The organism is Streptomyces sp. Isolate_45, from assembly GCF_024721315.2.
GTDB lineage: Bacteria > Actinomycetota > Actinomycetes > Streptomycetales > Streptomycetaceae > Streptomyces.
On sequence record NZ_JANFAK020000014.1, the window covers coordinates 36,567 to 53,660 of the forward strand.

Consider the following 17,094-nt stretch of genomic DNA (forward strand, 5'->3'; position numbering starts at 1 on the left):
GCGGCGCATGCAGATACGAATCTCCTGGCCCTCCGGCCAGCTCACCGCGACCCTCGACGAGACCCCGACCAGCAAGGCCCTGGTCGAGGCCCTCCCGATCTCCGCCTCCGCCAACACGTGGGGCGAGGAGGTCTACTTCGACACCGGGGTGTCAGTGGCCCTGGAACACGACGCCCAGCAGGTCGTCGCCCCGGGCACCATCGCGTTCTGGACCGAGGGCGACGCGCTCGCGCTGCCCTACGGTCCGACGCCCATCTCGCGCGGAGGCGAGAGCCGCCTGGCGAGCCCGTGCAACGTCCTCGGCTCGTTCGACGGCGACCCCCGCCTGCTGTCCACCGTCCGCGACGGCGACCCCATCCGCGTGGAGCTCGTGTAACCAACCCCGCGGGGGCCGCCGTCGGGCGCCGCCACCCCGGGCCACGGCCTCTCGGCCGCTCCCGGGCGATGACTACAGCTCCTTGAAGAACGCCTCCGCCGTGTGCAGGAAGAGGTCGTTCGCCTCGGTCTCACCGATCGTGACCCGCAGGCCCTCACCCGCGAAGGGCCGGACCACCACACCGGCCTTCTCGCAGGCCGCCGCGAACTCGGCGGTCCGCTCCCCCAGCCGCATCCACACGAAATTGGCCTGGGTGTCCGGGACGACCGTCCAGCCCTGGGCGAGCAGCGTGCCGTGCACCCGCGCGCGCTCGCCCACCAGCGAACCGACCCGGCCCATCAGCTCGTCCTCCGCCCTCAACGAAGCGACCGCGGCGTCCTGGGCGAGCTGGCTGACGCCGAAGGGGACCGCCGTCTTGCGCAGCGCGGCCGCCACCGGCTCGTGCGCGACCGCGAATCCGACCCGCAGACCGGCCAGCCCGTACGCCTTCGAGAACGTACGCAGCACCGCGACGTTCGGGCGGTCGCGGTAGAGCTCGATGCCGTCGGGGACGTCGGCGTCGCGGACGAACTCGCGGTATGCCTCGTCCAGCACCACCAGGATGTCCGAGGGCACCCGGTCCAGGAAGCGTTCCAGCTCGGCCCGGCGCACCGCGGTACCGGTGGGGTTGTTGGGGTTGCACACGAAGATCAGACGCGTCCGGTCCGTGATGGCCGCGGCCATGGCGTCCAGGTCGTGCACGTCGCCGTCGGTGAGGGGCACCTGGACCGACGTCGCACCCGAGATCTGCGTGATGATCGGGTAGGCCTCGAAGGACCGCCAGGCGTAGATGACCTCGTCGCCGGGGCCCGCCGTCGACTGGATCAGCGACTGGGCCACTCCGACGGAACCGGTGCCCGTGGCGATGTGCTCGACCGGCACCCCGAACCGGTCGGCCAGCTCGTTCACCAGGCCCGTGCAGGCCATGTCCGGGTAACGGTTGAACCGACCCGCGGCCGCGACCGCGCTCTCCAGGACACCCGGCAGCGGCGGGTACGGGTTCTCGTTCGAGGACAGCTTGAACGCCACGGGCCCGCCGGTGGCAGCGGGCTTTCCGGGCTTGTAGGTGGGAATGCCGTCCAGCTCGGCGCGCAGCTTCGGGCTCTTCTCGCTCACCGCAGGTCCTCCTCGACCGTCCCGTCGACGGCACCGTCGACTCAATACTGCTCACCTTATGAGGATTCCGCCGATCCGAGAATGGCGGGCGCCCGGAACACCGGGGGAGCGCGCGCATATATGCGCGCGCCGGTGGCCTGCGCCGTGGCGCGCGTCCCTCGTGCAGGTGAGTTGCGACCGGTCCGGGGCGGCCCCGTTTTGGCATGCTCGTACCCGTCGACAAGCGGCACCCTCACCCACATCGACAAATGACCTTCGTTTCCAAGGTCATTGGGGGTGGCGAAACATGCAGAATCGTGCCTGTCAACGAGTGCATATGCATCCGGACCACCCACCCCACCGAGCCCTACTATCGGCTCGCCATGACAGCAGCAGGGAAGCATCAGGTGAGCCGGGCCGAGACCACCCGGCGAGTCGGCGGCCGACAGGGCCGGGCCGGCATCAGAGACGTGGCCGCCGCAGCGGGCGTCTCCATCACAACCGTCTCCGACGCGCTCAATGGCAAGGGGCGGCTGCCGGACGCCACCCGCCGCCACGTCCGCGAGGTCGCCGACCGGCTGGGCTATCGCCCTTCCGCGGCCGCCCGCACCCTCCGTACCGGCAAGTCGGGCCTCATCGGCCTGACCGTGACGACGTACGGGGATGAACCTTTCACCTTCACCGAATTCGCGTACTTCGCGGAGATGGCACGGGCCGCCACCTCCGCCGCGCTCGCCCGTGGGTACGCCCTCGTCATCCTGCCCGCCACCTCACGACACGACGTCTGGTCCAACGTGGCCCTCGACGGCACCGTCGTGATCGACCCGTCCGACCACGACCCCGTGGTCAGCGAGCTGGTCCGTCAGGGACTCCCCGTGGTCTCCGACGGCCGACCGGCCGGCACCCTCCCCGTCACCGCCTGGGTCGACAACGACCACGAAGCGGCCGTACTCGGCCTCCTCGACCACCTCGCAGCCGCCGGCGCCCGCCGCATCGGGCTGCTGACCGGCACCACCACCGACACCTACACCCGACTCTCCACCACCGCCTACCTCAGCTGGTGCGAACGCGTCGGCCAGGACCCCGTCTACGAGTCCTACCCCGCCCACGACCCGTGCGCCGGGGCCGTGGCCGCCGACCGACTGCTCGCCCGGCCCGACCGGCCCGATGCCGTGTACGGACTCTTCGACCCCAACGGCACCGACCTCCTCGCCGCGGCCCGGCGCTACGGCCTGCGCGTCCCGGAGGACCTGCTCCTCGTGTGCTGCAGCGAATCCACCGTCTACGCCAGTACCGAACCGCCCATCACGACGCTCTCCCTCAAACCGCGCCGCATCGGCACCGCCGTCGTGCAGTTGCTCATCGACGCGATCGAAGGGGTCGACACCGGACGCCCCGTAGAACAGGTCGTTCCGACCGAACTCATCATCCGTACCTCCTCGCAGCGCAGGACGCCCCGAACCACCGTCAGCCCACCCCGTTCACCGGCCCAGGACTGACCTCCGGACCACGGCACGGCGGGGTCGACGACCCCGCCCAGGATTTCAGCAACACCGATATCGGGCTAAAACAGTAGGAACAACCGGCTCCGGCCAGGATTCACCACCCCTGGTGCGTCACAGAGCGCGAGCCGCATTCCTATGATGGGCGCACGACATCACGGACCCTCCGACCCGGAGGTCAGGAGGGTCCGCAGGTGTACGGCAGCGCGACGGTGGTGGAGGGGTCGATGACTCAGGGGGCCGGTCAGGGACCCGCGATGCGGACGGACACGCTGCGGGACTTCCGGGTGCCGGTCAGCGAACCCGCGCCGCGCGAAGCGTCCACCGGCCTGCCCGGGGACGCCCCCGGGTACGGCGGGCATCCCGCGTACTACGGCGGGGCGCCAACGCCCGTGCCACCGGTGCCCGGATACGTGCCGGGACAGCCCGAGTACCTCGGCTCCACCCCCACGGCCCGTCCCGCGCCGGAAACCGTTCCGCACCAGCGCACGGCCACCGCCAGGGCCGACGCCCCCGCACCCGAGCCGGGCGACGACGAACCCGACGACGGCTACACGCCCACGCAGCGGGACCTGCCCGTCATCGGACGCGGCGCACAGGGCGGCCCCGGCGACACCGTCCAGGTCCAGTACGTCCCCCAGGAGGCCCAGGCCACCGGTCCGGGTCCGCTGTACGTGGTGGGCGACGTCCACGGGTACCTCGACGAACTGGTCACCGAGCTCCAGGCGCAGGACCTCATCGACGCCGACCGGCGATGGTCCGCCGGCAACGCGCGGCTCTGGTTCCTCGGCGACTTCACCGACCGCGGGCCCGACGGCATCGGCGTGATCGACCTCGTCATGCGACTCTCCGCCGAGGCCGCCGCGGCCGGCGGCTACTGCAAGGCCCTCATGGGCAACCACGAACTGCTGCTGATCGGCGCCAAGCGGTTCGGCGACACTCCCGTCCACTCGGGGGCGGGCACCGCCACCTTCCAGGCCGCCTGGCTGCTCAACGGCGGCCAGCGCACCGACATGGAACGTCTTGAGGACGTACACCTGCAGTGGATGTGCCGGCTGGACGCGGCCACGCTGGAGGACGGACACCTGCTCCTGCACTCCGACACCACCGCGTACCTCGACTACGGCGACTCCATCGAGGACGTCAACGACACCATTCACGAACTCCTCAACCGCAACGACGCCGACATCACCTGGGACCTGTTCCGCAAGTTCACCAAGCGGTTCGCCTTCCGCGACGAGGAGACCGGCCCCCACGCCGTACGGGAACTCCTCGGCACCTACGGCGGCGGACGCGTCGTCCACGGACACAGTCCCATCCCCTACCTGCTCGGCGAAGTCGGCACCGAGGACGGCGACGGGGCCCGCGGGCCGGAAGCCGTGGACGGGCCCCACGTGTACGCGGAGGGCCTGGCCATCGCCATGGACGGCGGCGTCACCATGGCGGGCAAGTTGCTCGTCGTTCAACTACCTCTGCGCGACTGAGCGTTCTCGGAGCGGGGTATTTCGGCAAAGCCCCTGTCACGGCGTGGCAGGGGCGCTCTACCATCGCTCTATCCGTAGCAGGCTCTCCTCCGTTTGTGCCGGCGCCCGGGGTCTACGCGGGCAAACCGGCTTGTACGGAGCATCGGGGGATGCACATGACCAGCGCTCCGCACCTGCTGACCGAAGACCGGCCCGAGTTCGACCGGCTCCTGAACGAAACGCTGCGCGCGGCGGACGAACGGCCCGAGCTCGCCACCCTGGGCGAGCGACTGAACGCCGAACAGCTGCGCACGATGGCACTGAACGCGATCGCGCTGCTGACCGCCGCGGCAGCCGCCGAGTACGACCACTACGTGAAGGTCCGTGAGGAACTCCGCGGCGAAGCCCGCTCGGCATCCGCCGGCAGGGGAGAGTACGCGACGGGCGACCGGGACGACGGAGCCGGTCTGAGCGCCGTCGTGGCCGTCCTCGCGCCCGTCCTGGCGGGCACCGCCATGCTGATCTTCCTGCTGGTGGGCTACAGCCTGAAGATGATCGATCCCGAACCGGCCTTCGCGAGGACGATGCTGACGGCGGGCTGGCTGTTCGGGGCCCTCACCGTGGCCGCCCTGCTGTTCGCGGTCATCGGCCTGCTGGTGACGGCCCTGCGCAACAGCTCGACGGAGGTGGCCGCGGCGGAGACCGTGGTGGTCCCCGAGGAGCTCTCACGGGCCCGGGAAGCCTGGCGCAACGCACTGCTGGAGCGGGGCATCATCCCGTTCCTGCGGGACGCCCTGGCCGACCCGAGCGCCGACGGCTATCCGACCCCTCGGACGCCGGGGGCCGGGCGCATCCCCCAACTGGGATACACCCGGCCCGACTTCAGCAGTCCCGGATCACCGTCACAGGGACCCCGGCCCGGCTACGCGTCCCCCGACTTCACCAGCCCTGACTTCGGCGGCCCGGAACACGAACCGGATTGAGGAGGAACCGGTCGCGGCCCAGCGCCGGTTGAGGTCCTCGGCATCGAGCATGTGCCGGAACTTCCCGCGAACGGCGACCGTGCTCGCGGCGTCCGCGCCCGCGCAGTACGACGACTCGTCCGGCCGTCAGCGGAACGGCGCATCCGGTGGGGCCAACTTGGCCGTCCGCGAGGGCCACTCGGGTCCGCGCTCCGGCGTGCCTCGCCCGCCGGCACCAGCCCCGTCCCTAGGGTCAGCGGCCGTGAAGCCGACGATTTGCCTGTGCATGATCGTGAAGAACGAATCCGCCGTCATCGAGCGCTGCCTCAAGTCGGTACGGGGGCTCATCGACACCTGGGCCATCTCCGACACGGGATCCACGGACGGAACCCGGCAACTGATCCGAACCGCCCTGGAAGGAATCCCCGGGGAACTCCACGAGGAACCATGGGTCGACTTCGGGCACAACCGCAGCCTCAACATCAGGCACGGTCTCGGCAAGGCCGACTACGTGCTGCTCCTCGACGCCGACCACGTCCTGCGCCCCCAAGGTCCGCTGCCCGCCCTCACCGCGGATTCGTACATGCTCCGCCACGAGGGCGCGACCGAGTACCGCATCAAGCGCCTGGTCCGTGCCGATCTCCCCTGGCGGTACGAAGGCGTCACCCACGAGTACCTGACCTGCGACCGTCGCGACGAGAACGACCGGCGACCGGGCCTCCAGGAGAACCTCGACGCACTCGTCATCGAGGACTATGCCGACGGGGGCTCCCGACACGACAAGTTCGAGCGGGACGCGCGACTGCTCGGCGCTGAACTGCAGCGCGACCCCTCCAACACCCGGACCGTCTTCTACCTGGCGCAGACCCTGCGGGACATGGGCGACACCGCGCCCTCGATCAAGCTCTACGAACGCCGCGCCGGCATGGGCGGCTGGGGCGAGGAGGTCTACTACGCACTGCTCCAGGTCGGTGTCCTGCACGGCGAGTCCGGTGACTGGCCGGCCGCGATGGACGCCCTCTCGCGAGCCTGGGACTCACGCCCCGGCAGGCTGGAAGCCTGCTACGAACTCGCCGCACGGCTCAGGATGCTCGGCCGGTACCACTCCGCCCATGCCGTCACCGCAGCCGTCCTGAACCGTCCGGCACCGGACGACCTGCTCTTCGTACAGCCCTGGGTGTACCGGTGGGGCCTTCTCTTCGAGCACTCGATCAACGCCTACTGGGTCGGCGACATGGGCGCCTCCCTCAGCGCCTGCGACCGGTTGCTCGCACTCCCCGACCTGCCGGAGGTGTACCGGCGCCAGACGGAGGACAACCGGGCCTTCGCCGTCGCCGCCCTCCGTCGCTCGTCCCCGTCCGTTTCACGTGAAACACCCGCTCCCGTTTCACGTGAAACGACCGCCCTCATGTGAACGACCGGCGCCGTTTCACGTGAAACGGACCACACCCCGTTTCACGTGAAACAACGGGGCCCGCGCCTAGGACGCGGCCGCCCGCTCGCCGAGCACCCGACGGCGCAGGCCGGCGTCCGCCAGAGCCGGCGGGCGCCAGACTCCGTCCGGCCGGTAGAGGTTCACGCCGGGCGCCACGATCTCGTCGATCCGGTCGAGCACCGAGTCTTCCAGGACCAGCCCGGCCCCCTTCACCAGCGACTCCATCTGCTCCATCGTCCGCGGCCCGATGATCACCGAGGTGACGGCGGGGTGGGCGACGGGAAACGCCACGGCCAGCTCCGGCAGCGTGCAGCCGATCGAGTCGGCCAGCTCGACCAACTGCTCCACCGCCTCCAGCTTGGCGACGTTGCCCGGGATCGCCGGATCGAACCGTGCCGGGGTCAGTGCCGCCCGTCCCGAGGTCAGGTCGACGGGCCCCCCGAGCCGGTACTTCCCGCTCAGGAAGCCGGATGCGAGCGGACTCCAGGTCAGCACTCCCATTCCGTACCGGAGCGCGACCGGCAGGACGTCCGCCTCGATCCCCCGCGCGAGGATCGAGTACGGCGGCTGTTCCGTACGGAACCGGGGCAGCGCCCGCCGGTCCGCCACGTGGTGTGCCTCGACGAGCTCCTCGGCCGGGAACGTCGAGCAACCAAAGGCACGGATCTTGCCGGCCCTGACCAGGTCGCCGAGGACCGACAGGGTCTCTTCGACGTCGGTCGTGTGGTCCGGCCGGTGCACCTGGTAGAGGTCGATCCAGTCGGTGCCGAGCCTGCGCAGGCTGTCCTCCACCGCCCGTACGATCCACCGCCGGGAGTTGCCGCTGCGGTTACGGCCCTCTCCCATCCGGAAGTGGACCTTCGTGGCGAGCACGACGTCGTCGCGCCGCCCCTTGAGCGCCTTGCCGACGATCACCTCGGACTCACCGGCGGAGTACATGTCCGCCGTGTCTACGAAGTTGATGCCCCGGTCGAGTGCGGCATGGATGATCCGCACGCACTCCTCGTGATCCGGGTTCCCCACCGCGCCGAACATCATCGTGCCCAGGCAGTGGGCACTCACCTCGATGCCGGTGCCACCAAGATTTCGGTATCCCATGGTCATGCGGCCGCACTTTAGGACGTGGAGCGCACTCCAGGTCAAGGACCGCACTCGCGAACCATCAGAATCCGAGCCCCTGCCCCGCAGGGCCCGGACACGGCGCTGCTCCCGGTCGGCGGAACCCCGCCGGCCGGGAGCAGCACTCCCCCCGAACGTGCGTCAGTCCGCCAGCGGCAGGTAGACGCGGTTGCCCGCAGCGGCGAACTCGGCGGACTTCTCCGCCATGCCCGCCTCGATCTCATCGGCCTTCAGGTCCCCGCCGTGCTGACGGCGGATGTCCTGAGAGATCTTCATCGAGCAGAACTTGGGACCGCACATGGAGCAGAAGTGCGCGGTCTTGGCGGGCTCGGCCGGCAGGGTCTCGTCGTGGAACTCGCGGGCCGTGTCCGGGTCGAGGGCCAGGTTGAACTGGTCCTCCCAGCGGAACTCGAACCGTGCGTCCGACAGGGCGTCGTCCCACTCCTGGGCGCCCGGGTGCCCCTTGGCCAGGTCCGCCGCGTGGGCGGCGATCTTGTAGGTGATGACGCCGGTCTTCACGTCGTCACGGTTGGGCAGGCCCAAGTGCTCCTTGGGCGTGACGTAGCAGAGCATCGCCGTGCCCCACCAGGCGATCATCGCGGCGCCGATGCCCGAGGTGATGTGGTCGTACGCGGGCGCGACGTCCGTGGTGAGCGGGCCGAGCGTGTAGAACGGCGCCTCTTCGCAGATCTCCTGCTGGAGGTCGATGTTCTCCTTGATCTTGTGCATCGGGACGTGGCCCGGGCCCTCGATCATCGTCTGGACGTTGTGGCGCTTGGCGATGGTGTTCAGCTCGCCCAGCGTCTTCAGCTCGGCGAACTGCGCGGCGTCGTTGGCGTCGGCGATGGAGCCGGGGCGCAGGCCGTCGCCCAGGGAGTACGTGACGTCGTAGGTCGCGAGGATGTCGCAGAGCTCTTCGAAGTTCGTGTAGAGGAAGTTCTCCTTGTGGTGCGCCAGGCACCACGCGGCCATGATCGAACCGCCGCGGGAGACGATTCCGGTCTTGCGGCGGGCGGTCAGCGGTACGTACGGCAGCAGCACGCCCGCGTGGACCGTCATGTAGTCGACGCCCTGCTCGGCCTGCTCGATGACCGTGTCCTTGTAGATCTCCCAGGTCAGGTCCTCGGCGCGGCCGTCGACCTTCTCCAGCGCCTGGTAGAGCGGCACGGTGCCGATCGGAACGGGGGAGTTGCGCAGCACCCACTCGCGCGTGGTGTGGATGTTGCGACCGGTCGAGAGGTCCATGACCGTGTCGGCGCCCCACTTGGTGGCCCAGGTCATCTTGTCGACCTCCTCCTCGATGGAGGAGGTGACCGCGGAGTTGCCGATGTTGGCGTTGACCTTCACCAGGAACCGCTTGCCGATGATCATCGGTTCGATCTCGGGGTGGTTCACGTTGGCCGGGAGAACCGCGCGACCTGCGGCGATCTCCTCACGCACGACCTCGGGGGAGACGTTCTCGCGGATCGCGACGTACTCCATCTCCGGGGTGATCTCGCCGCGGCGGGCGTACGCGAGCTGGGTGACCGCGGCGCCGCCGCGGCCGCGGCGGGGCTGCCGGGGGCGTCCCGGGAAGACCGCGTCCAGGTTCTTGAGGCCACCGCGGGGCGAGGTGTGCTTGATGCCGTCGTCCTCGGGCCGCGCGGGGCGGCCCGCGTACTCCTCGGTGTCGCCACGGCTGATGATCCAGTTCTCGCGCAGCGGCGCGAGGCCCCGACGGACGTCCGTCTCGATCCCGGGGTCGGTGTACGGACCCGACGTGTCGTAGAGCGTCACGTCCTTGCCGTTGGTGAGGTGGACCTGGCGGACCGGCACCCGGATGTCGGGGCGGGAGCCCGCCACGTAGCCCTTGTGCCAGCCCGGCTGGCGCTCGTTCCCGCCGTCGGCGTCCTGGCTGACGGCAGGCGTGCGTGCGTCCTGAATGGTCATGAGACCTATCTCCCTACGCCGGCATTACCCGGTAACAGGTTCGGCGGTCGACGCAGCCTCTTCCCGTACGCATTCTCATGTGCGTACGGTGATCAGCGCCCTCTCAGCCCGGTGCTCCGAGCTCCCGCGTTGTGCAAAGGTGCCCCCACGCTAGCGTCATCTGTGGCGTGCTGAACAGTGGGCCCCCTCATCTCTTGCGATGATCTGCCGGTGACGTCCTTGCCGCAGCCCCCCACCGAGCCCACCGAACCCACGGGTCACCACGACCACGAGCACGCGCCCCATGGTCATGCGGTCGTGCCCGCACAGGGCCATTCCCACAGCCACAGCCACGGGCCGGCGGCCCCCGTGTCCAAGCACCTGCGCAAGGTCATCGCCGCGGTACTGATCCCCTTCGCGGTGGCCGTCTTCATCGGCATGGTGGTGCTGTGGCCGGGCGGCGCACCCGCCCACGAACGGACCGGCGTGGGATTCGACCGGCAGACCCAGCAGGGCCAAGTCGTCGCGCTCGAAAGCGTCGACTGCAAATCGGTGAACGCCTCGCAGGTGCCGTCGACGGGCGATCTCTCGACCCCGCAGGGCCGCGAGGCCAAGGCCGCGCAGACGGGGGACTGCAAGAAGGCCACCGTCGTGGTCGGCAGCGGCCCGGACAAGGGGCGCGCCTTCTTCGAGATCGTCCAGCCGGGCGCACCAAGGCAGTTGAAGCAGGGGCAGGAGGTGGTCGTCGCCCACGCGCCGGACGCCCCCCGGGACCTCCAGTACTCGGTGATCGACGTGAACCGCAAGCTCCCGATGGCCCTGCTGGCCGGCATCTTCGCCGTGGCGGTCGTCGTGGTCGGCCGACTGCGGGGCCTGTTCGCGCTCGTCGCCCTGGTGATCAGTTTCGCGATCCTGACCCTCTTCATCCTCCCGGCGATCCTGCAGGGCTCGAACCCCCTGGTCGTCGCGATCGTCGGAGCCAGCGCGATCATGCTGATCGCCCTCTACATGTGCCACGGGCTGACAGCCAGAACCTCGGTCGCCGTCCTCGGCACCCTGGTCTCGCTGCTGCTGATCGGCCTGTTGGGCTCGGTGTTCATCGACTGGGCGTTCCTGAGCGGCAACACAGATGACAACACGGGCCTGATCCACGGCCTCTACCCCGACATCGACATGAGCGGTTTGCTGCTCGCAGGTGTGATCATCGGCTCGCTCGGCGTACTCGACGACGTGACGGTCACCCAGACCTCCGCGGTGTGGGAACTCCACCAGGCCGACCCGAAGATGGGGCCGCGCGCCCTGTACCGGGCGGCGATCAGGATCGGCCGCGACCACATCGCGTCCGTGGTCAACACCCTCGTACTCGCCTATGCGGGCGCCGCGTTGCCGCTGCTCCTGCTGTTCTCGATCGCCAACAGCAGCATGGGGTCGGTGGCCAACAGCGAGTTGGTGGCGGAGGAGATCGTACGGACCCTCGTGGGCTCGATCGGACTCGTCGCGTCGGTTCCCGTGACCACGGCCCTGGCCGCGCTGGTGGTTTCCGCGGACCGGCCGGGCGCCCCGGCCGCCGCGGCGGCCACGGGACCGGTCCGCGGCGGCCGGGGCCGACGGCGCAAGCGCTGAGGTCGACTCAGCCCGCGTTCTGTTCGTTCTGTCGGGCTTCGGCGAGGATCTTGTCGAGCGCCTCGTCGAGGTCTCCCTCGAAGTCGCCGAGGTTTCGCTCCTGACCGAGCGGAACAAGCCGGTCGGTCCGGTCGAGGAATGCGACGAGCGGTGCCGCGCCAGCGCGGAACAGGGCCCGATCCCCGCCGACCTGAAGGCGGATGTGGACGTCGGACAGCTCCTCGGGGTGGGTGGGGGCGATGTGCACGTCGCCGTCGCCGCAAGGCTTGTTGATGCCGTCGAGAAGCAACTCCCGGCCGAACGCCCAGGTCACAGGCGCGTCTCCGGGAAGGTGGAAGGTGAGGCGTACTGCGTAGGGGTCACGAGCGTCGTACCGGAGTTCCACCGGGATCCGGAACGAGAGCTCCTCGGAAACGAGGAAGCTCATCATGACCTCTGCCTGTACCGACTCGCGCATTGCCTACCCCGCTGTAGTGGAAGTGGCCAGGAATGGTCCCCCAAGCCCTCTTGACAAGAGTGGTGGAAGCGCTCGGAGATCACAAGGAGTGAGTTTTCAGATACTGATAGAGAACGAGAGGGTGCTCAACAGCGCGCCTACTTCACTCCGTAGCCGATCCACCGCATAGGGCAACCGACTTTGCTGGTGCGCGGGGAGCGAAATGGCCATGGTTGCGGCGGTATCGCCCGCTGTGATCGGGATGGCAGCACACACCGTGCCCAGCGCGTACTCCTGACTCTCCGTAACCGGCTGCATCCGCTCCCACGAAACGATCCTCTGTTCCAGTGCGTGGAGGTCCCTCACGGTGTAGGGGGTGATCCCCTCGACCGGGTGACGGTCGTAGTGGTCCTTGCGCGCCTTCTCGTCGAGCTGGCCGAGCAAGCACTGGCCGATGGCGTGCGCGTGGCCGGTCGCCCGGAAATCGGCCCACTCCTCGCAGGCGGGGCCGGCCGGGCTGTCCGAGACGCCGACGACCTCGATCTCACCCTCGCGGTAGACCGCGAAGTAGACGGGCGCCCCGACCGCGTCGCGGAAGTGCGCGAGGGAGTCGAGGATCATGCTGCGACGTTTCTGCTGAAGTCCGCCACCCGCCAACCGCCCGGCAGCGGCCCCGAGGACGAAGACCCCTCCCTCCCGGCGCAGATAGCCCTCGTGCGTCAGGGTGCGCAGCAGGTGGTACGCCGTGGGGAGCGGGAGCCCGGCTTCGCGCGCGAGTTGTTTCGCCGGGGCTCCGTCACCGTGGGAGCCCGCCGCCTCCAGCAACCTCAGCGCTCTCTGCACCGAACCGATCAAAGTCGGCACACCGGCATTGTGAACCGAAGACAAAGCTCACCCCCAGGCGTGGCGGCGGGCCTGGGGGGCCCGCCCTGCGGGGGCCGCCCCCGCGTGTGCCGTGGCTCCTGGGGGTGTTGCTCGGATGCTCCGGATCTGATCGCCCGTCCGGAGCGGAGTACCAGCTGACGGTGCCCAGGGGAGCGACACAGATTGCGACCCTATCCGCCGATTCCAGCGCTGTGGGCGTTTTGCCGTGCCGCGTTCCCCCGCATGGGTCAATCCCGTACCGCCCGGGTTGCGGGTTTCCTACCACTCTCCGGAGGAGGAAGAGGAGGACTTCGAGCCGCTGCCGCTGAACTTCTTGACCACGAAGATCAGACCGCCGACGAGGGCGACGAAGAGCAGCAGCTTGAAGACGAGGCCGATCAGCGTGCCGATGATGCTGGTGATCACCCCGCCGAACACGAAGATGGCCAGCACCGGAACGGCGATCCACTTGACCCACCAGGGCATGCCCGCGAATATCGCTCGGATCCCGTCCATGTCTTCTACCTCTTCCTCGTCCGTGACTTCCTGGTCCCGATGCTAGGAGCCACCGGCCACGGCCGGGGGCCGGAGAGCCCCCGGAACCCCCTGATCCGCCCCCTAGGGGGACCGGGGGGCGACCCCCGGGAAGAAGGGCCCCGGGAAGAGGGCCCCGGCCCCGCGCCCTCAGCCCTCCGGCGGGGAGAACACCACCAGCACCTTCAACGGCTCGGTGATGTGGTGGAACTTGTGCGGCACCCCGGCCGGTACGTAGACGACGCTGCCGTTGGCCACCACCGTCGTCTCCTCCCCGACCGTGATCGAAGCCCGACCGCTGACCACGAAGTACACCTCGTCCTGCCGGTGCGGCTGCTGCGGATCGCTCTGACCCGCTTCCAGGGCGTACAGCCCCGCCGACATGTTCCGTTCCCGCAGGAATTGCAGGTAGGCGCCATCGTTGGCCGCCCTCTCCGCCTCGAGCTCATCCAGCCGGAAGGCCTTCATCGTTGCTGTGCTCCTCGTTCGCCGCTGCCGCGGGATCCGCTGATCTGCTGATGTCCCACCAGGATCTTCTCTGCCACGATCAGACACATGACGAATTTCGTAGTCAAGACGCTCGCCAACGCGGCGGCCCTGGCCGTGGCCATCTGGCTGCTCGCCGGCATCACGCTCGACGACGGCAGCAGCACCGGCCGACGAGCCGCCACACTGATCCTGGTGGCGCTGGTCTTCGGCCTGGTCAACTTCATCGTGAAGCCCGTGGTGAAGCTGCTTTCCCTCCCCTTGTTCATTCTCACCCTCGGCCTGTTCACCCTGGTCGTGAACGCTTTGATGCTGCTCCTGACCTCCTGGCTGGCGAAGCAATTCGACCTCAGCTTCCACGTGGACAACTTCTGGACCGCGATCCTCGGCGGTCTGATCATCTCCATCGTCTCCTGGGCCGTGAACCTGGCCCTGCCCGACAAGAACTGACCGGCCGACGATGTACCGCGTATGTTTCGTCTGCACGGGCAACATCTGCCGCTCTCCCATGGCCGAGTCGGTCTTCCGCGCCCACGTCACCGAGGCCGGACTGGACGACCGGGTCGAGGTGGACAGCGCCGGCACCGGCGGTTGGCACGAGGGCGACGGCGCCGACCGGCGCACCGTGGCCGTGCTGGAGGCCGCCGGGTACGCGCAGGATCACCGGGCCCGACAGTTCCGGGCCTCCTGGTTCGACCGCCTCGACCTCGTCATCGCGCTCGACACCGGCCACCTGAATGACCTGCGTGCCCTCGCACCGACCCCCGAGGCCGCTGCCAGGATCCGGCTGCTGCGCTCGTACGACCCCGCGGCCGGGCCGGGGCACCTACCGGACGCGATGGACGTACCGGACCCTTACTACGGCTCCCTCGACGGGTTCGAGGAATGCCTGGAGCTGGTCGAGGCCGCGAGCCCCGGCCTGCTGGACGCGGTACGCACCGCGGTGAAGGAGCACACCCCGTGAACGACCACCCCGCCGGCGAAAGCGCCACGACGGACCGGTACGGCGAGGGCACCCGGGCCGTGCGCGCCGGATTCCCCGAAGCCGTCAAGAACGAACCGACCCTGCCCGGTCCCGTGTTCGCCGCACACTTCCACCTCCCCGGAGACGTGACGGGTCCGTACACCTACGGCCGCGACAGCAACCCGACGTGGACCCTGTTGGAACGCGCCATCGGCGAACTGGAGGCACCCGGGGCGCAGGACGTGGAGACCGTCGTCTTCGCCTCCGGCATGGCGGCGATCTCCGCCGTCCTCCTCTCCCAGGCCCGCACCGGCGACACCGTCGTCCTGCCCGACGACGGCTACCAGGCGCTGCCGCTGCTCCGGGAGCAACTGGAGGCGTACGGGATCCTGGTGCGCACGGCCCCGACCGGCGGCGACGCCCAGCTGACGGTCCTCGACGGAGCCCGACTGCTGTGGATCGAAACCCCCTCCAACCCGGGGCTCGACGTGTGCGACGTGCGCCGTCTCGTGGAGGCCGCGCACGACGGCGGCACCCTGGTCGCCGTCGACAACACCCTCGCCACCCCGCTCGGGCAGCGACCGCTGGAACTCGGCGCGGACTTCTCCGTGGCGAGCGGCACCAAGGGACTCACCGGCCACGGAGACCTCCTGCTCGGCTACGTCGTCTGCCGGGACCCGGCGCTCGCCGCGGGCGTCCGCCGCTGGCGCAAGATCGTCGGGGCCATCCCCGGGCCCATGGAGGCCTGGCTCGCCCACCGCTCGCTGGCCACCATCCAGCTGCGCGCCCAACGCCAGTGGGGAAACGCCCTCGCGGTCGCCGAAGCCCTCACCGACCGCGCCGAGGTGAGCGGCCTTCGCTACCCGGGCCTGCCTTCGGACGCGGCCCACAAGACAGCGGCCCGGCAGATGTCCGGATTCGGCTCGGTGGTCTCCTTCACGCTGCCGGACCGCGCGCACGCGGAACGCTTCATGGCCGCCCTGCACCTGGTCGAGGACGCCACGAGCTTCGGCGGAGTGCGCTCCACGGCGGAGCGGCGCGGCCGCTGGGGCGGCGATGCCGTGCCAGCGGGCTTCATCCGTTTCTCCGCCGGCGCCGAGGATCCCGAGGATCTGGTCGCCGATGTGCTGCGGGCCCTTGACCACGCGGGCTCCGGGGCCTGAACGACACGTGAAACGGTCCGAGCCTCCCCCCGGTGACTCGGACCGTTTCCTGGGTTCCACAAGTGAAGAACCACACGAACAAGGCTAATTGACCCTGCGTCAGAGTCCAATCACGGTAACGACAGGGGCCTATCGGCATATTTATAGTTGAAGGCCCCCACCGGAAGGGGCCGCCATGGACCTTGCCCTGCTGCGCACCTTCGTCGCCGTCCACCGGGCCGGCTCGTTCACCCGGGCCGCCACCCTCCTCGGACTGTCCCAGCCCGCGGTCACCTCGCAGATCCGAGCCCTGGAACGCCAGCTGGGCCGCCCCCTGTTCGACCGCCGCGCCCGCGGTGTCACGCCCACCGCGATCGGCGACGAACTGGCCCACAAGGCGGCCCCGCACCTGGACGCCCTACTACGGATCACCGAGACCGAGCGCGAATCCGCAGGCTCCTCACGCACCCTGCACCTCGCCGGACCACCCGAGTTCCTCTCCCTGCGGGTGCTCCCCGCCCTCGCGCCCCTCGTCGTCCAGGGTCAGACCCTGCGCACCGCCTTCACCTCCGATGCGCGGACGACCCTCGAGGGACTGGGTGCCGGACAACACGACCTCGTCGTCACGGCGGCCCGGCCGCGCGGCGGGCTGTTCACGGCCTCCGTCCTGTGCGACGAGGAGCTGGTGCTGGTCGCGGCGCCCTACTGGGCCGCTCTGGTCGACCCCGCCCACCTGCGCGACAAGGGCCCCGGCGCCCTGGACGGAATCCCCGTCGTCGAGGTGCACGCGAGCCTGCCGCTCGTGACCCGCTACTGGGCCGCCCTCTTCGACTCCGCCCCGGAGCCGGCCGCCACCGTCGTCGCACCGGATCTGCGCGCCGTGCTGGAATGCGTCCGAGCCGGAGCCGGGCTCGCCGTGCTGCCCCGCTACCTGTGCCGGGACGCCCTCGACGGCGGTCGGATCGTAGCCCTGCTGGAGCCTCCCGTACCGCCACTGCGGACCTGGTTCCTCGCCGTACGGGCCGGAAGCCTCGCCCTCGCCCACCTCGACCGCGCCCACGACATGCTGTTGCGCGCCGCCACGCACTGGTGAGCCCCCTGTTTTCGGCCTGTGGTGCGTTTCAGACGGGTTGTACCGGGCCACTC

The 17,094-nt window shown here is 69.7% G+C and carries 17 protein-coding genes and 1 riboswitch; of the genes, 10 read left to right on the forward strand and 7 right to left on the reverse strand.

Annotation, left to right across the window (positions count from 1 at the left end; all coding sequences use genetic code 11):
- Positions 1-7: 7 nt before the first annotated feature.
- Positions 8-376, forward strand: a complete 369-nt coding sequence (locus tag NOD94_RS07380) for a cyclophilin-like fold protein (protein ID WP_281204925.1) — start codon at positions 8-10, stop codon at positions 374-376.
- Between the two features lie 72 nt (positions 377-448).
- Here the strand turns inward: NOD94_RS07380 and hisC are convergent, their stop codons facing one another.
- Positions 449-1,531, reverse strand: coding sequence for a histidinol-phosphate transaminase (hisC, locus tag NOD94_RS07385; RefSeq protein WP_281204926.1), 1,083 nt, complete (start codon positions 1,529-1,531; stop codon positions 449-451).
- Between the two features lie 362 nt (positions 1,532-1,893).
- Here hisC and NOD94_RS07390 point away from each other — a divergent pair, with 362 nt between their 5' ends.
- The 4 genes from NOD94_RS07390 (at position 1,894) to NOD94_RS07405 (ending at position 6,851) form a co-directional block, all read left to right on the forward strand.
- Complete coding sequence (locus tag NOD94_RS07390) at positions 1,894-3,009, forward strand: LacI family DNA-binding transcriptional regulator (protein WP_281204927.1); 1,116 nt, start codon at positions 1,894-1,896, stop codon at positions 3,007-3,009.
- A 230-nt stretch (positions 3,010-3,239) separates the two neighbouring features.
- A complete protein-coding gene (locus tag NOD94_RS07395; RefSeq protein WP_281204928.1) occupies positions 3,240-4,496 on the forward strand; it encodes a metallophosphoesterase in 1,257 nt (418 codons plus the stop codon).
- A 149-nt stretch (positions 4,497-4,645) separates the two neighbouring features.
- A complete protein-coding gene (locus NOD94_RS07400; RefSeq protein ID WP_281204929.1) occupies positions 4,646-5,458 on the forward strand; it encodes a hypothetical protein in 813 nt (270 codons plus the stop codon).
- Between the two features lie 265 nt (positions 5,459-5,723).
- Entirely contained in the window at positions 5,724-6,851 is a 1,128-nt protein-coding gene (locus NOD94_RS07405) for a glycosyltransferase (RefSeq protein WP_281204930.1), read from the forward strand.
- Between the two features lie 66 nt (positions 6,852-6,917).
- Here the strand turns inward: NOD94_RS07405 and NOD94_RS07410 are convergent, their stop codons facing one another.
- Positions 6,918-7,970 (reverse strand): aldo/keto reductase, encoded by a 1,053-nt coding sequence (locus NOD94_RS07410; protein WP_281204975.1) that lies wholly within the window; start codon positions 7,968-7,970, stop codon positions 6,918-6,920.
- 162 nt (positions 7,971-8,132) lie between these two features.
- A complete protein-coding gene (thiC, locus tag NOD94_RS07415) occupies positions 8,133-9,920 on the reverse strand; it encodes a phosphomethylpyrimidine synthase ThiC (protein WP_281204931.1) in 1,788 nt (595 codons plus the stop codon).
- A riboswitch (TPP riboswitch) is annotated at positions 9,914-10,058 on the reverse strand. Its footprint overlaps the gene before it by 7 nt.
- Positions 10,059-10,130: 72 nt before the next feature.
- Here thiC and NOD94_RS07420 point away from each other — a divergent pair.
- On the forward strand, positions 10,131-11,522 hold the full coding sequence (locus tag NOD94_RS07420; RefSeq protein WP_281204932.1) for a YibE/F family protein: 1,392 nt from the start codon (positions 10,131-10,133) through the stop codon (positions 11,520-11,522).
- A 7-nt stretch (positions 11,523-11,529) separates the two neighbouring features.
- Here the strand turns inward: NOD94_RS07420 and NOD94_RS07425 are convergent, their stop codons facing one another.
- From NOD94_RS07425 to NOD94_RS07440, 4 genes are all read right to left on the reverse strand, one after another.
- Entirely contained in the window at positions 11,530-11,979 is a 450-nt protein-coding gene (locus NOD94_RS07425) for an SsgA family sporulation/cell division regulator (RefSeq protein ID WP_281204933.1), read from the reverse strand.
- 96 nt (positions 11,980-12,075) lie between these two features.
- Positions 12,076-12,822, reverse strand: coding sequence for a helix-turn-helix domain-containing protein (locus NOD94_RS07430; protein ID WP_281204934.1), 747 nt, complete (start codon positions 12,820-12,822; stop codon positions 12,076-12,078).
- Between the two features lie 279 nt (positions 12,823-13,101).
- Positions 13,102-13,338: a DUF5326 family protein gene (locus NOD94_RS07435; RefSeq protein ID WP_281204935.1), complete on the reverse strand. Its 237-nt coding sequence runs from the start codon at positions 13,336-13,338 to the stop codon at positions 13,102-13,104.
- 168 nt (positions 13,339-13,506) lie between these two features.
- On the reverse strand, positions 13,507-13,824 hold the full coding sequence (locus NOD94_RS07440; RefSeq protein ID WP_281204936.1) for a cupin domain-containing protein: 318 nt from the start codon (positions 13,822-13,824) through the stop codon (positions 13,507-13,509).
- A gap of 87 nt (positions 13,825-13,911) precedes the next feature.
- On the opposite strand from NOD94_RS07440, the gene NOD94_RS07445 reads away from it, so the two are divergent.
- The 4 genes from NOD94_RS07445 (at position 13,912) to NOD94_RS07460 (ending at position 17,041) form a co-directional block, all read left to right on the forward strand.
- The gene (locus NOD94_RS07445) at positions 13,912-14,292 is read left to right on the forward strand and encodes a phage holin family protein (RefSeq protein ID WP_281204937.1); all 381 of its coding nucleotides are present in this window, start codon (positions 13,912-13,914) and stop codon (positions 14,290-14,292) included.
- Between the two features lie 10 nt (positions 14,293-14,302).
- Positions 14,303-14,806, forward strand: a complete 504-nt coding sequence (locus NOD94_RS07450) for a low molecular weight protein-tyrosine-phosphatase (RefSeq protein ID WP_281204938.1) — start codon at positions 14,303-14,305, stop codon at positions 14,804-14,806.
- On the forward strand, positions 14,803-15,969 hold the full coding sequence (locus NOD94_RS07455; RefSeq protein ID WP_281204939.1) for a cystathionine gamma-lyase: 1,167 nt from the start codon (positions 14,803-14,805) through the stop codon (positions 15,967-15,969). Before NOD94_RS07450 ends, NOD94_RS07455 begins: the two co-directional genes overlap by 4 nt.
- Before the next feature lie 175 nt (positions 15,970-16,144).
- Positions 16,145-17,041, forward strand: a complete 897-nt coding sequence (locus NOD94_RS07460; protein WP_281204940.1) for a LysR family transcriptional regulator — start codon at positions 16,145-16,147, stop codon at positions 17,039-17,041.
- Positions 17,042-17,094 lie beyond the last annotated feature (53 nt).

Bases quoted from the DNA above. Each gene is read 5' to 3' on its own strand.
- thiC (WP_281204931.1), bottom strand. From the start codon at position 9,920: ATGACCATTCAGGACGCACGCACGCCTGCCGTCAGCCAGGACGCCGAC.
- NOD94_RS07435 (WP_281204935.1), bottom strand. From the start codon at position 13,338: ATGGACGGGATCCGAGCGATATTCGCGGGCATGCCCTGGTGGGTCAAG.
- NOD94_RS07400 (WP_281204929.1), top strand. From the start codon at position 4,646: ATGCACATGACCAGCGCTCCGCACCTGCTGACCGAAGACCGGCCCGAG.
- NOD94_RS07380 (WP_281204925.1), top strand. From the start codon at position 8: ATGCAGATACGAATCTCCTGGCCCTCCGGCCAGCTCACCGCGACCCTC.
- NOD94_RS07445 (WP_281204937.1), top strand. From the start codon at position 13,912: ATGACGAATTTCGTAGTCAAGACGCTCGCCAACGCGGCGGCCCTGGCC.
- NOD94_RS07450 (WP_281204938.1), top strand. From the start codon at position 14,303: ATGTACCGCGTATGTTTCGTCTGCACGGGCAACATCTGCCGCTCTCCC.
- NOD94_RS07395 (WP_281204928.1), top strand. From the start codon at position 3,240: ATGACTCAGGGGGCCGGTCAGGGACCCGCGATGCGGACGGACACGCTG.
- NOD94_RS07460 (WP_281204940.1), top strand. From the start codon at position 16,145: ATGGACCTTGCCCTGCTGCGCACCTTCGTCGCCGTCCACCGGGCCGGC.
- NOD94_RS07390 (WP_281204927.1), top strand. From the start codon at position 1,894: ATGACAGCAGCAGGGAAGCATCAGGTGAGCCGGGCCGAGACCACCCGG.
- NOD94_RS07405 (WP_281204930.1), top strand. From the start codon at position 5,724: ATGATCGTGAAGAACGAATCCGCCGTCATCGAGCGCTGCCTCAAGTCG.
- NOD94_RS07425 (WP_281204933.1), bottom strand. From the start codon at position 11,979: ATGCGCGAGTCGGTACAGGCAGAGGTCATGATGAGCTTCCTCGTTTCC.
- NOD94_RS07440 (WP_281204936.1), bottom strand. From the start codon at position 13,824: ATGAAGGCCTTCCGGCTGGATGAGCTCGAGGCGGAGAGGGCGGCCAAC.
- NOD94_RS07410 (WP_281204975.1), bottom strand. From the start codon at position 7,970: ATGGGATACCGAAATCTTGGTGGCACCGGCATCGAGGTGAGTGCCCAC.